The sequence below is a fragment of the Paracidovorax valerianellae genome, assembly GCF_900102625.1.
Lineage (GTDB): Bacteria > Pseudomonadota > Gammaproteobacteria > Burkholderiales > Burkholderiaceae_C > Paracidovorax > Paracidovorax valerianellae.
The window spans coordinates 118,546-131,588 of record NZ_FMZC01000011.1; the positions used below are offsets into that span (position 1 = coordinate 118,546).

Annotated in this window: 12 protein-coding genes; 11 read left to right on the forward strand and 1 reads right to left on the reverse strand. The window is 68.0% G+C overall.

The window, feature by feature from the left end:
* Positions 1-21 precede the first annotated feature (21 nt).
* The 6 genes from BLT03_RS16655 to BLT03_RS16680 all read left to right on the forward strand — a co-directional run bounded on the left by BLT03_RS16655 (position 22) and on the right by BLT03_RS16680 (position 6,149).
* A complete protein-coding gene (locus BLT03_RS16655; protein WP_092744881.1) occupies positions 22-1,029 on the forward strand; it encodes a fumarylacetoacetate hydrolase family protein in 1,008 nt (335 codons plus the stop codon).
* Positions 1,026-2,114 carry a TraB/GumN family protein gene (locus BLT03_RS16660; RefSeq protein WP_092744882.1) on the forward strand — a complete coding sequence of 363 codons (1,089 nt, stop codon included), beginning with the start codon at positions 1,026-1,028 and terminating at the stop codon, positions 2,112-2,114. Before BLT03_RS16655 ends, BLT03_RS16660 begins: the two co-directional genes overlap by 4 nt.
* Positions 2,115-2,244: 130 nt before the next feature.
* Entirely contained in the window at positions 2,245-3,237 is a 993-nt protein-coding gene (locus BLT03_RS16665) for a Bug family tripartite tricarboxylate transporter substrate binding protein (RefSeq protein ID WP_092744883.1), read from the forward strand.
* Between the two features lie 149 nt (positions 3,238-3,386).
* Positions 3,387-3,965, forward strand: a complete 579-nt coding sequence (locus BLT03_RS16670) for a hypothetical protein (RefSeq protein WP_139160428.1) — start codon at positions 3,387-3,389, stop codon at positions 3,963-3,965.
* 145 nt (positions 3,966-4,110) lie between these two features.
* Positions 4,111-5,274 carry an iron-containing alcohol dehydrogenase gene (locus tag BLT03_RS16675; RefSeq protein WP_092744885.1) on the forward strand — a complete coding sequence of 388 codons (1,164 nt, stop codon included), beginning with the start codon at positions 4,111-4,113 and terminating at the stop codon, positions 5,272-5,274.
* Positions 5,275-5,465: 191 nt separating this feature from the next.
* Positions 5,466-6,149: a type 1 glutamine amidotransferase domain-containing protein gene (locus BLT03_RS16680; protein ID WP_092744886.1), complete on the forward strand. Its 684-nt coding sequence runs from the start codon at positions 5,466-5,468 to the stop codon at positions 6,147-6,149.
* A 129-nt stretch (positions 6,150-6,278) separates the two neighbouring features.
* On the opposite strand, the gene BLT03_RS16685 is transcribed toward BLT03_RS16680, so the two are convergent.
* Positions 6,279-7,181: a LysR family transcriptional regulator gene (locus BLT03_RS16685; protein WP_092744887.1), complete on the reverse strand. Its 903-nt coding sequence runs from the start codon at positions 7,179-7,181 to the stop codon at positions 6,279-6,281.
* A gap of 186 nt (positions 7,182-7,367) precedes the next feature.
* Here BLT03_RS16685 and BLT03_RS16690 point away from each other — a divergent pair, with 186 nt between their 5' ends.
* The 5 genes from BLT03_RS16690 (at position 7,368) to BLT03_RS16710 (ending at position 12,997) form a co-directional block, all read left to right on the forward strand.
* A complete protein-coding gene (locus BLT03_RS16690) occupies positions 7,368-8,093 on the forward strand; it encodes a pirin family protein (protein WP_092744947.1) in 726 nt (241 codons plus the stop codon).
* Between the two features lie 117 nt (positions 8,094-8,210).
* On the forward strand, positions 8,211-8,897 hold the full coding sequence (locus BLT03_RS16695) for a hydrolase (RefSeq protein ID WP_092744888.1): 687 nt from the start codon (positions 8,211-8,213) through the stop codon (positions 8,895-8,897).
* Between the two features lie 113 nt (positions 8,898-9,010).
* Positions 9,011-10,900, forward strand: coding sequence for an amidohydrolase (locus BLT03_RS16700; RefSeq protein ID WP_092744889.1), 1,890 nt, complete (start codon positions 9,011-9,013; stop codon positions 10,898-10,900).
* A gap of 14 nt (positions 10,901-10,914) precedes the next feature.
* Positions 10,915-11,322, forward strand: a complete 408-nt coding sequence (locus BLT03_RS16705; protein ID WP_092744948.1) for a DoxX family protein — start codon at positions 10,915-10,917, stop codon at positions 11,320-11,322.
* Entirely contained in the window at positions 11,312-12,997 is a 1,686-nt protein-coding gene (locus BLT03_RS16710) for an MFS transporter (protein ID WP_092744890.1), read from the forward strand. The genes BLT03_RS16705 and BLT03_RS16710 overlap by 11 nt, the downstream gene beginning before the upstream one ends.
* Positions 12,998-13,043: the final 46 nt, after the last annotated feature.

The window sequence follows — 13,043 nt, forward strand, 5'->3', positions numbered from 1 at the left end:
AAGACAAGAGGTCTGAGCCCTATGAAACTCGCCACCTACAAAGATGGCTCCCGCGACGGCCAGCTGGTCGTCGTCTCCCGCGACCTGGGCACGGCCCATTATGCGACCGGCATCGCGAGCCACCTGCAGCAGGTCCTGGACGATTGGGGCTTCCTGTCGCCCCAACTGCAAGACCTGTACGACCAGTTGAACGCCGGCCGCGCCCCCCACGCCTTTCCCTTCGATCCGGCCCAGTGCATGGCCCCGCTGCCGCGCGCTTACCAGTGGGCGGATGGCTCCGCATACATCAACCACGTCGAACTGGTGCGAAAAGCGCGCAACTCCGAGGTGCCGGACAGCTTCTATAGCGACCCGCTCATGTACCAGGGCGGCAGCGACGACTTCATCGGCCCGCGCGAAGACGTGATCGTGCCCAGCGAGGCCATGGGCATCGACTTCGAGGCCGAGATCGCGGTCGTCACCGGCGACGTGAAGATGGGCGCCACGCCCGATCAGGCGCTGGAAGGCATCCGTCTGGTCATGCTGGCCAACGACGTCTCGCTGCGCAACCTCATTCCAGCCGAGTTGGCGAAGGGCTTCGGGTTCTTCCAGTCCAAGCCCGCCACCGCGTTCAGCCCGGTCGCCATCACGCTCGACGAACTGGGCGACGCCTGGGACCAGGGCCGCGTGCACCTCACGCTGCAATCGACCTGGAACGGCCGCAAGGTCGGCATGTGCGATGCCGGCCCGGAGATGACCTTCCACTTCGGCCAGCTCATCGCCCACGTGGCCAAGACGCGCAACGTGCGGGCGGGTTCGATCATCGGCAGCGGCACGGTCAGCAACCGCGGTGTGGAACAGAACGGCCGCACCGAATGGCCCAAGGGCTACAGCTGCATCGCCGAAAAGCGCTGCATCGAAACCATTCAGGACGGCAAGCCTTCCACCGAGTTCATGAAGTTCGGCGACACCATCCGCATCGAAATGAAGAACAAGGCGGGCCAGAGCCTGTTCGGTGCCATCGACCAGAACATCGCGGCCCCGCAATGACGACCCGTGCAGGGCTGGCCCGGCTGGCGTTGGCGGCATGGCTGGCGCTGCCCCTGGCGGTGACGGCGCAGGGGTTGGCGCAGCCCGCTTCCGCGCCTGCGCCTTCTGCCGCATCGCCTGCAGTTTCGGCCGTTCGATCCTGTCCGCCGGAGGCGGCCCCGTTCGATCCGGCCGAGCTGCACCAGGCGGCGCGCAATGCGCGCGACCGCGGCCTGCTGTGGCGCATCGAAAAAAATGGGCGCACCAGCTGGCTCTACGGCACCGTGCACGCGGCCGAACGTGGCTGGATGTTCCCCGGCACCAAGGTGCGCGAAGCCGTGATGGCCTCCGACCGCGTGGCGCTGGAGCTCGACCTGCTCGACCCGAAAGTCATGCAAGCGCTGCAGGCCGCCATGGTGGCGCCGCCCGGTGCGGCACCGCTGCCGCCCGCGCTGGCCCAGCGGCTGGCCGCGCATGCCGAGGCGGCCTGCATGGCGCCCACGCTGGCGCGGCTGCGGCCTGAACTGCAGGTGGCCACGCTGGTGGGGCAGTCGGCGCGCACCTCGGGCGTGGACATGGCTTACGGCATCGACGCCGTCATCGCCGGCATGGCCAAGGCTGGCGGCAAACCCATCGTGGCGCTGGAAACGCCCGAGCAGCAGATCCGCCTGCTGACCTCCGACGACCCGGCCCGCACTGCCGCCGCCGTGGAATCCGCGCTCGACCAGCTCGATGGCGGACAAGCCCAGCGCTCCATCGCCACGCTCACCCGTGCCTGGGCCGATGGGCGGCTGAACACCCTGCAGACCTATCCGCAGTGGTGCGAATGCCTTGCCACCGAGGCCGAGCAGGCCGAATACCGGCAACTGGTGGACGCCCGCAACCCCGCCATGGCGCGTGGCATCGCCGCCGAGCATGCCGCCGGGCACACGGTGTTCGCTGCCGTGGGCGCGCTGCACCTGGTCGGCCCGCAGGGGCTGCCGGCATTGATGGCAAAGCAGGGCTTTCGGGTGCAGCGCGTGGAGTTCGCCGCGCCCCCGGACGATGCGCGCCGCACTCGGCCGGCTGCCAACGATTCCAAGCCAAAAGAGGCTCCAGCGCAATGAAATCCACGGTATTGCGCTATATATTTAATAGCATCTCTGAAAAAGGTCTGGGCACTTTGCGGCCCTTTTCTTTTTTCCTCGTTCACCACTTCCACACGATTCCCGACCCATCCCAAAGAGGAGACAAACCATGCACCGCAGAACCCTGCTCAAGAACGCCCTTGCCGCAGCGGGCGCCACCGCCGGCGCCGCCATGCCCTGGGCTGCTGCCTATGCCCAGTCCGACTACCCCAGCCAGCCCATCCGCTGGGTCGTGCCGTACCCGGCCGGTGGCGGCACCGACGTGCTGGCCCGCACCGTGGCCGAGGCCCTGCGCGGCCCGCTGGGCCAGCAGATCGTGGTGGACAACCGCCCCGGCGCGTCCACCAACATCGGCGCGCAACTGGTCGCCACCGCCAAGCCCGACGGCTACACGCTCATGTCGGCCGACAACGCCCTGCTGGCCTACAACGAGCACCTGTTCAGCAAGCTGCCGTTCAGCCCGGAAAAAGACTTCACCTACATCGGCGGCCTGAGCCGGTTCCCGCTCGCCCTGGTGGTGCACCCGGCCTTCGAGGCCAAGACCGTCAAGGACCTGCTCGCCTACGCCCGCGCCAACCCCGGCAAGCTCAACTACGCCTCGCCCGGCAACGGCTCGCCGCACCACCTGGCGATGGAGATGTTCAAGAACCGCACGCAGACCTTCCTCACGCACATCCCCTACCGCGGCGCCGCGCCCGCGCTGCAGGACGTGATGGGCGGGCAGGTGCCCTGCATGTTCCTCGACCTGGCCGCCGGCCTGCCGGTGATCCAGGCCGGCAAGGTCCGCGCGCTGGCCATCGGCTCCGCCAAGCGCGTTCCCGGCCTGCCCGACGTGCCCACGCTGGCCGAAGCGGGCGTGCCCAACACGGAGGTCTATGCCTTCCAGGGTGTGCTCGGCCCCGCCGGCCTGCCCCCCGCGCTGGTCGCCCGGCTGAACGCCGAGGTCAACAAGGCCCTGGCCAGCCCCCCGGTCGTCAAGCGCATGCAGGATTTCGGCATGGAACCCCTGGCCGGCACGCCCGAGCAGTTCCGCGCCATGGCTCGCTCTGAGGCCAAACGGTGGGGCGAGATCATCAAGACGGCGGGCGTAAAGCTGGATTGACCTTTCTTTGCCGGGGCTCCGATGGCCCCGCATCCGCCGCAAAGGGCTGTCACCGCCGGAGATCGGCGTCGGCAGCCCTTTTTTCGCGGCCGGCTGTGTGGCGGCTGTCGGCTTTAAACTGAAAAGCCTGATTTCCTCGACAGATTCCCATGCAATCTCCATCGCAGTGGGCTCCCGGCGCCGTGTCGTGCATGGCCCGACCCAGCGCAAGACGACAGGTTTTCGCCATCGCGCTGCTCCTGGTCAGCCTGGGCGCTACCGCCCAGGTCCAGGTTTCGGCCCCGCGTCCTTCGCCGGCCACTGTTGACCCGGCTTTTTCAAAGCCTGAGGCCGACCACATCGCGTCTACGGACACCCTCAAGGCGTTTCTGGGAAAGCAGCACAAGAACCAGCGCGCCAACCGGTTTTGCTTCGTGCAGGAGCGAATGCCCGCCGACGCGGTACAACCGCAGGAGCAGGACACGATCTGGATGGTGTGGACCACGGGCGCCCGGATCTACACCTACACCAACTTGCCCGGCGGGCCACGGGACGATCCCGCCAGCGAAGGTGCAGGGCTTGTCCATTCCAACCCGGTCAATTTGAAGACCGACGTGGTCGCCACGCAGGACCAAGTGGGCGGGAGCACTTTCCTCGTGCACCGGGCCTGGGTGGACCGGATCATCCATCAGTGCCAGCGCGCGGGCATTTCCGTTCGGGTGGCTCCCTTCAAGCGAGCGGCTCCCTAGCGTCGGGTCGCTGCCGGCCGGGCGTCTGCCGGACCCTGTATTCGGGGCGAGCCTTTAGAAACTGGCACTCGTCCCCAACTCAGCCGTATGCCTGCGTTCAGGCAACCGCGCAGCGCTGCCTCATAAAACCTTCAAGGAAAGCCCCATGCTGAACTTCGACTTCCACAACCCCACCCACATCGCCTTCGGCAAAGGCCGCATCGCCGACCTGGACCGGCTGGTGCCGGCGCAGGCCAAGGTGCTGATCCTGGTCGGTGGCGCCAGCGCCGAAAAGACCGGCACGCTGGCCGAGGTGCGGGCGGCGCTGGGCGATCGCCAGCATGCGACGTTCGCGGGCATCGAGCCCAATCCGAGCTACGAGACGTCGATGAATGCCGTGGCGCAGATCCGTGAAGGCGGTTTCGACTTTCTGCTCGCGGTGGGTGGCGGTTCGGTGATCGATGCGGTCAAGTTCATCGCCGCGGCCGTGCCGTTCGAAGCGGGCGACCCGTGGGCCATTCTGGAAAAGCGCGGCGCCAACATCGCCCGCGCGCTGCCGTTCGGCTCCGTGCTCACCTTGCCCGCCACGGGTTCCGAGATGAACAACGGCGGCGTGATCACGCACCGCGCCAAGGGCGCCAAGCTGGCATTCGGCAGCGCGCACACCTATCCGGTGTTCTCGGTGCTCGACCCCACCAAGACCTACACCTTGCCGACGCAGCAGCTGGCCAACGGCGTGGTCGACGCCTTCGTGCACACGGTAGAGCAGTACCTGACCTACCCCGTGGACGGCGCAGTGCAGGACCGCTTCGCCGAAGGCATTCTGCAGACGCTGATCGAAGTGGGCCCGCGCATCCTGGCCGCACCCGAGCCGGTGTATGAAGACCGCGCCAACCTGATGTGGACGGCCACACTCGCGCTCAACGGCCTGATCGGCGCCGGCGTGCCGCAGGACTGGGCCACTCACATGATCGGCCACGAACTCACCGCGCTGCATGGCATCGACCATGCGCGCACGCTGGCCGTGGTGCTGCCTTCGCTGCTCGATGCACAGCGCGGCCCCAAGCGTGCCAAGCTGCTGCAGTACGGCGAGCGGGTGTGGGGCATTCGCACTGGCTCTGAGGACGAGCGCATCGACGCCACCATTGCCGCAACCCGCGATTTCTTCGAGCGCATGGGCATTCCTACCCGCCTGTCGGCCTACGGCGTGGGAGCGGAGAGCGTGAACACGCTGGTGGCGCAGCTGGAGGCGCACGGCATGGTGAAGCTGGGCGAGCACCGCGACATCACGCCCGAGGTCAGCCGCCGCGTGCTGGAAGCCGCGCTGTAAGGCCGCGTGGCCCGGCGCGGCGCGGCGCGCTGTGAGTTGGGGGCGGAGACGTTCCGTCACCTCTTTCGCAGGGTGCGTCTCTTCCTTTTGCGCGCGCCGTCCCCAACTGCCTCCACTGCGGGCTGGCGATCGTGTCAGCGCTACCCCTCCCATTCCCATTCGTCGTCCGACCCCTTTACGAAAGCACAGCCATGGCAAAGAAAATCCTGATGGTCCTCACCTCCCACGACCAGCTGGGCGACACCGGCAAGAAGACGGGCTTCTGGCTCGAAGAGTTCGCCGCGCCCTACTACGTGTTCAAGGATGCGGGCGCCGAGATCACGCTGGCTTCGCCCAAGGGCGGCCAGCCGCCCCTGGACCCCAAGAGCGACGAGCCCGATGCGCAGACCGATGCCACGCGCCGCTTCAAGGCCGATACCGATGCGCAAAAGCACCTGGCCAGCACGCTGCCGCTGTCCGGCATGAACCCGGATGACTTCGACGCCGTGTTCTACCCCGGCGGCCACGGCCCGCTGTGGGACCTGGCGGAAGATGCCCAATCGATCGCGCTGATCGAAAACACCTTCGCCGACCGCAAGCCCCTGGCGCTGGTGTGCCACGCCCCCGGCGTGCTGCGCCACACCAAGACGGTGGGCGGCCTGCCGCTGGTGCAGGGCCGCAAGGTGACCGGCTTCACCAACACCGAGGAAGAGGGCGTGCAGCTCACCAAGATCGTGCCTTTCCTGGTGGAAGACATGCTCAAGGAGCGCGGCGGCCAATACGCCAAGGGCCCCGACTGGGCGCCGTTCGTGCTGACCGACGGCCTGCTGGTGACGGGGCAGAACCCCGCGTCGTCCGAGCCTGCGGCGCATGCGCTGCTGAAGCTGCTGGACTGAACGGGCGCTCGAACGTTTGGATGCTGGAGGGGTTTTAGGTCAAAACGGCCTCCAGCGCATATTCTTCTAGGGTGTATTGCTATTGATTAAATAGCAATTGCCGCGCCGACCGGGGCTATCCCCCCTCCCTCACTGCGGCAGGATGCCCGGCAACAGCGGCCGGTCCAGCCGCTGGCGCCACCACTTGAGCGCCTCGCCCATGTGCTCGGGCTTCCAGGCGAGCCAGAAGGTTTCGTCGGGGCGCGGTTCCTCCACCGGCAGCTCCACCAGCACCCCTGTCTCCAGTTCCACGCGAATGCACGCGCGCGGCAGAAAGCCGTGGCCCAGGCCCGCGGCCTGGCAGGCGATCTTGGCCTGCATGGAGGGCACGGTGATGCGGCGCTGGCCCGATTGCAGCCCCACCGTGCGGTCGGTGAGCGACCGCGCGCCGTCGCCCACGACCACGGCCGTGTGGTCCAGCAGGTCGGCCCGGGTCAGCGGGCGCTGCAGCTGCGCCAGCGGGTGCGTGGCGGTCACGCAGAACACGAAGGCCAGGCTCCCCACGGCCACTGCCTTGTAGCCGCCGCCGGCCGGCCCTTCGCCCGCCGCCACCACGATGTCGGCGCGGCCGTCCCGCAGTGCTTCCCACGTTCCGGTGAGCGCCTCGCAGCCGATACGCAGGCGCGTGCCGCAGTGCAGGTCTTCGAAGGCGCAGATGTCCTGGTTGAACGCGCTCGTGGGGATGAGCGAGTCGTGCACCAGCCGCAACTCCGATTCGAACCCCGTGGCGATCTGCCGCATGCGCGATTCCAGCTGGTGCGCGGCGGTGAGCAGCCAGCGGCCTTCCTTCAGCATTTCCTGCCCCGCGGGCGTGAGCGCCACGCGCGGGCCGTTGCGCGTGAAGAGGGCGATGCCCAGTTGCTCTTCCAGCTTGCCGATGGCGTACGAGATGGTGGAGGGCACCTTGTGCAGCCGCTCGGAGGCGCCGGCGAAGGAGCCGTGGCGGGCGATGGCGTCCACCAATTCGATGGCTTCAAGGGTGAGTTTCAGCATGGCTTGCAGGCGAGGAATTGAATCATCGAAATTATCGATGATGAATGGTGAAACCTTTCAACCTGCGACCCTGCCTGCCGCGAGATACTTTCTTCACCGCAGCACTGAAGCCCAATGAAATCAAGGCGATTTCGGCGAGATGCCCACAGTGTGAATTTCATCGAAGACACCGAAAGGAAACGCACCATGCTCGACATTCGCAAAGCCCACCAACGCGGCAACGCCAACCACGGCTGGCTGCATTCGCACCACACCTTCTCGTTCGGTCACTACCGCGATGCCAAGCAGCAGGGTTTCTCGGACCTGCTGGTCATCAACGACGACCGTGTGGCTCCGGGCAAGGGCTTCGGCGCTCACCCCCACCGCGACATGGAAATCTTCTCCTACGTGCTGGAAGGCGCGCTGGAGCACAAGGACTCGATGGGCACCGGCTCGGTCATCCGCCCTGGCGACGTGCAGATGATGAGCGCCGGCACCGGCGTGCGCCACAGCGAGTTCAACCACTCGGCCGACGAGCCCGTGCACTTCCTGCAGATCTGGATCGTGCCCGGCGTGATCGGCGCCGCGCCCCGCTACCAGCAGGTGCATTTCAGCGAGGCTGAAAAGCGCGGCCGGCTGCGCCAGATCATCTCGCCAGAAGGCACCGACGGCTCTTTGGCCGTGCACCAGGACGCCCGGGTCTATGCCGGCCTGTTCGACGGCAACGAAACCGCCGAACTCGACGTGGGCCCCGGCCGCAACGTGTATGTGCACGTGGCCCGCGGCAGCGTGGAAGTGAACGGCGAACTGCTGGACGAAGGCGACGGCGCCCGCATCCGCGACGCTGGCGCTCTGCGCTTTGCCAACGGCGACGACGCCGAAGTGCTGGTGTTCGACCTGCGCCCCAACGAACTGCCCGTGATGCCGCATTGATCGGTGAGGGGCGGCAACACCGCCGCCCCGCCGCAGCCTCCGCACGGCCCTTCGTCTTCCGATTCCGCTTCCCATTTTTTGTTGTCTCTTCCTCTTCATTCATCCAGGAGTTTTGCCATGACCGCCATCCACACCAGCACCAACGCCGCCGCCAAGCCTGTCGCCACCGCCACCCCTGGCGCCACGCTGCTCAACCCGCAGGACCACACGCTGGTGATGATCGACTTTCAGTCGCAGATGGCCTTCGCCACGCACTCCATCGATGCGATCACGCTGCGCTCCAACGCCGGCCTGGTGGCCAGCGCGGCGGCCGGCTTCGGGGTCTCGACCATCCTGACCACGGTGGCGGAAAAGAGCTTCAGCGGTCCGATGTTCGACGAGGTGACCGCACCGTTTCCCGGCCAGGCGCTGCTGGACCGCACGTCGATGAACACCTGGGAAGACGAGGCCGTGATCCGCCGCATCAACGAGATCGGCAAGCCGCGCATCGTGCTGGCGGGCCTGTGGACCAGCGTTTGCATCGTCGGGCCAGCGCTGTCGGCCATCGACCAGGGCTTCGAGGTGTACGTGATCGCCGACGCCAGTGGCGACATTTCCGCCGAAGCGCACAACCGCGCCATGGAGCGCATGGTGCAGGCCGGCGCCCGCCCCATCACGTCGCTGCAATACCTGCTGGAGCTGCAGCGCGACTGGGCCCGCGGTGACACCTACGACATGACGACCGGCATCGCCAAGAAGTTCGGCGGCGGCTACGGCCTGGGCATCACCTACGCGAAAAGCATGTTCAACGCCCATGAAGGGTAAGTAGAAAAAGAAGGGGTGCAGGGCGGCGCGGCAGGCCCTTGCACCTTTCTTGCGTTGTAAAACATTCCCTTTTTCTTCGTTCCGGCGGAACCCCTGACCCGAAGGCCTCTTCCATGACCCAGCCCACCACCCCCGACCTGATCCTGCACAACGGCCGCTTCACCACGCTGGACCGTGCCAACCCCACGGCCAGCGCCGTGGCCGTCGCCAACGGGCGCTTCACCCAGGTCGGCACCGACCGCGAGGTGCTGGCGCTGGCAGGGCCGGGCACGCGGGTGATCGACCTGGGCGGCCGCGCTGCGCTGCCAGGGCTGATCGACAACCACCTGCACATCATTCGCGGCGGGCTCAACTTCAACATGGAACTGCGCTGGGACGGCGTGAAGAGCCTGGCCGATGCGATGGGCATGCTCAAGCGCCAGGTCGCCATCACGCCCGCGCCGCAGTGGGTGCGCGTGGTGGGCGGCTTCACCGAGCACCAGTTCGCTGAAAAGCGCCTGCCCACCATCGCCGAGCTGAACGCCGTGGCGCCCGACACGCCGGTGTTCATCCTGCACCTGTACGACCGGGCGCTGCTCAACGCCGCCGCGCTGCGCGCCGTGGGCTACGGCCGCGACACGCCCGCGCCGCCCGGCGGTGAGATCGTGCGCGACAGCGTCGGCAATCCCACCGGCCTGCTGCTGGCCAAGCCCAATGCCGCCATCCTCTACGCCACGCTGGCAAAGGGGCCCAAGCTGCCGCACGAGTACCAGGTCAACTCCACGCGCCACTTCATGCGCGAGCTGAACCGCCTGGGCGTGACGGGCGCCATCGACGCGGGCGGCGGCTTTCAAAGCTACCCCGACGACTACCAGGTGATCCAGGAACTGGCCGATGCCGACCAGCTCACCATTCGCTTGGCCTACAACCTGTTCACGCAAAAGCCCAAGCAGGAAAAGGAAGACTTCCTGAACTGGACGGCCACGTCGCAATACAAGCAGGGCACCGATTACTTCCGCCACAACGGCGCGGGCGAGATGCTGGTGTTCTCGGCGGCCGACTTCGAAGATTTCCGCCAGCCGCGCCCCGACATGGCGCCCGAGATGGAAGACGACCTGGAAGGCGTGGTCCGCATCCTGGCGCAGAACCGCTGGCCCTGGCGCATGCATGCCACGTACGACGAGACCATCGACCGTGCGCTCGACGTGTTCGAGAAGGTTAACCGCGACACGCCCCTGGCCGGCCTGAACTGGTTCTTCGACCACGCTGAAACCATCTCCGAAAAATCCATCGACCGCATCGCCGCTTTGGGCGGCGGCGTGGCCGTGCAGCACCGCATGGCCTACCAGGGCGAGTATTTCGTCGAGCGCTACGGCGCCGGCGCGGCCGAGGCCACGCCCCCCGTCAAGCGCATGCTGGAAAAGGGCGTGAAGGTTTCCGCCGGCACCGATGCCACCCGCGTCGCCAGCTACAACCCGTGGGTGTCGCTGTCGTGGCTCATCACCGGCAAGACCGTGGGCGGCCTGCAGATCACGCCGCAGCGCAACTGCCTGACCCGCGAGGCCGCGCTGCGCCTGTGGACCGAGAACGTCACCTGGTTCAGCAACGAAGAAGGCAAGAAGGGCCGCATCCAGGCCGGGCAACTGGCCGACCTGACCGTGCCCGACCGCGACTTCTTCGGCTGCCCTGAATCCGACATCGCCGACACCACGGCGCTGCTGACGGTGGTGGGCGGCAAGGTGGTCTACGGCGTGGGCGAATTCGCCCGTTTCGACGATGCGGCGCCACCGCCCGCCATGCCCGACTGGTCGCCCGTGCGCACGTTCGGCGGCTATGCCGGCTGGGGCGCGCAGGAGGGTGCGCCGCTGCAGGCCGTTATGCGCCGCGCCGCCGCGGCGTGCGCCTGCGCCAACGACTGCAACGTGCACGGCCACCAGCACGCCACGGCCTGGAGCAGCCAATTGCCCATCGCCGACCTGAAGGGCTTCTGGGGCGCTCTGGGCTGCGCCTGCTGGGCGGTGTGACTGTGGCGGACTCCATGAACGCGCTGCGCACCGCCTTCACGGCGCCCTGGGTGCAGTCGCTCGCGCTGCTGTGCCTGTGCGCCGCTTACCTGCAAGGCGGCTTCGACAAGGCGCGGAACTTCGCCGGCGCGGTGGCCGAGATGCGGGGCTTCGGCCTGGCGCCCGCCGCGCCCGTGGCGGCCGCAATCATCGCGCTGCAACTGGGCGCCTCGCTGCTGATCGTCTCGGGCTGGTACCGCTGGCTGGGCGCCTTGGCGCTCGCGGGCTTCACCGTGCTGGCGGCGTTCCTGGCCGACCGTTTCTGGCAGGCGGCGCCCGCCGAGCGGCAGCGCAGCGCCAACGCATTCTTCGAACATTGGGGCCTGGTGGGCGGCATGCTGCTCGTCGCCTGGCACGACCTGGGAGGCCACCATGGCGCATGACGATCACCCACATTCTTCTTCGGCGCCGGCCACTCCCGGCGCGGCCGTAGCCACGGCCTCCACACCCGCCACGCCCTCGGGCAGCTTCGCGCCGCTGCGCCTGCCGCTGTTCGCCGTGCTGTGGGCCGCCACCGTGATGGGCAACATCGGCAGCTTCATGCGCGACGTGGCCAGCTCGTGGATGGTGACCGAGCTGTCCACCAGCCCCACCGCCGTGGCGCTGGTGCAGACGGCGGCGACGCTGCCGATCTTTCTGCTCGCGATTCCGGCGGGCGTGCTGTCGGACATCCTCGATCGCCGGCGCTTTCTGATCGCCGTGCAGATCCTGCTGGCCGGCGTGAGCGGCACGCTGCTGGTAATGGCCCGCACGAACACGCTCACCGTCGAATCGCTCATCGCGCTCACGTTCGTGGGCGGCATCGGCGCGGCGCTCATGGGCCCCACGTGGCAGTCCATCGTGCCCGAGCTGGTGCCCCGCAGCGAGCTGAAGAGCGCCGTGGCGCTCAACTCGCTGGGCATCAACATCGCCCGCGCCATCGGCCCCGCGGCCGGCGGCCTGCTGCTGGCCAGCTTCGGCGCGGCGGCGGCCTATGGCCTGGACGTGCTGAGCTATGTCTTCGTGATCGCCGCGCTGCTGTGGTGGAAGCGCCCCAAGGCCGAATCGACGGGACTGAACGAGCAGTTCTTCGGCGCCTTCCGCGCCGGCCTGCGCTACGCCCGCGCCAGCCACGAACTTCATGTGGTGCTGCTGCGCGCGGCGGTGTTCTTTCTCTTCGCCAGTTCGGTCTGGGCGCTGCTGCCGCTGGTGGCGCGGCGCATGCTGGGCGGCACGGCAGGCTTTTACGGCGTGCTGCTGGGGGCCGTCGGGGCCGGTGCCATCCTGGGTGCCGTGCTGCTGCCCCGCCTGCGCAAGCGGCTCGATGCCGACGGGCTGGTGCTGCTGGCCTCGCTGCTCACTGCCGGCGTGATGGCCGTGCTCACCCTGGCGCCACCGCGCGAGGCCGCCGTGGCGCTCATGCTGGTGCTGGGCCTGGGGTGGATCATTGCGCTCACCACGCTCAACGGCGTGGCCCAGGCCGTGCTGCCCAACTGGGTGCGTGGCCGCGGCCTGGCGATCTACCTCATGGTGTTCAACGGCGCCATGGCCGCCGGCAGCCTGGGGTGGGGCCTGGTGGCAGGGCAGGCGGGCCTGCCGCTCACGCTGCTGGTCGGTGCGGGCGGGCTGGTGCTGGCGGCCGTGCTCTTTCACCGCGTGAAGCTGCCCACCGGCGAAGCCGACCTGCAGCCCTCCAACCACTGGCCCGAGCCTTTGCTGGCCGAGCCCGTCGCGCACGATCGCGGCCCGGTCATGGTGCAGATCGAATACCAGATCCGCCAGCCCGACCTGCCCGCCTTCCTGCAGGCCATGCAGCACGTGGCGCGCGAACGCCGCCGCGACGGCGCCTACGCCTGGGGCGTGGCCGAGCACACGGCCGAGCCGGGCCGCGTGATCGAGTGGTTCCTGGTCGAATCGTGGGCCGAGCACCTGCGCCAGCACGGCCGTGTTTCCAAGGCCGATGCCGATCTGCAGGCCGAGGCGCTGCGCTACCACGTCGGCCCGGGCCGTCCCGTGGTGCACCACTACCTGGCGCTGGATGCGCAGAGCGTCGCCGCATCGCCCTCTGCCGCAGGGTGAGCCCGACAGCGCTCAACTGGGCTCAGCGCATCGCGGCCCCTGCAGT

Bases quoted from the DNA above. Each gene is read 5' to 3' on its own strand.
- BLT03_RS16655 (WP_092744881.1), top strand. From the start codon at position 22: ATGAAACTCGCCACCTACAAAGATGGCTCCCGCGACGGCCAGCTGGTC.
- BLT03_RS16660 (WP_092744882.1), top strand. From the start codon at position 1,026: ATGACGACCCGTGCAGGGCTGGCCCGGCTGGCGTTGGCGGCATGGCTG.
- BLT03_RS16665 (WP_092744883.1), top strand. From the start codon at position 2,245: ATGCACCGCAGAACCCTGCTCAAGAACGCCCTTGCCGCAGCGGGCGCC.
- BLT03_RS16670 (WP_139160428.1), top strand. From the start codon at position 3,387: ATGCAATCTCCATCGCAGTGGGCTCCCGGCGCCGTGTCGTGCATGGCC.
- BLT03_RS16675 (WP_092744885.1), top strand. From the start codon at position 4,111: ATGCTGAACTTCGACTTCCACAACCCCACCCACATCGCCTTCGGCAAA.
- BLT03_RS16680 (WP_092744886.1), top strand. From the start codon at position 5,466: ATGGCAAAGAAAATCCTGATGGTCCTCACCTCCCACGACCAGCTGGGC.
- BLT03_RS16685 (WP_092744887.1), bottom strand. From the start codon at position 7,181: ATGCTGAAACTCACCCTTGAAGCCATCGAATTGGTGGACGCCATCGCC.
- BLT03_RS16690 (WP_092744947.1), top strand. From the start codon at position 7,368: ATGCTCGACATTCGCAAAGCCCACCAACGCGGCAACGCCAACCACGGC.
- BLT03_RS16695 (WP_092744888.1), top strand. From the start codon at position 8,211: ATGACCGCCATCCACACCAGCACCAACGCCGCCGCCAAGCCTGTCGCC.
- BLT03_RS16700 (WP_092744889.1), top strand. From the start codon at position 9,011: ATGACCCAGCCCACCACCCCCGACCTGATCCTGCACAACGGCCGCTTC.
- BLT03_RS16705 (WP_092744948.1), top strand. From the start codon at position 10,915: ATGAACGCGCTGCGCACCGCCTTCACGGCGCCCTGGGTGCAGTCGCTC.
- BLT03_RS16710 (WP_092744890.1), top strand. From the start codon at position 11,312: ATGGCGCATGACGATCACCCACATTCTTCTTCGGCGCCGGCCACTCCC.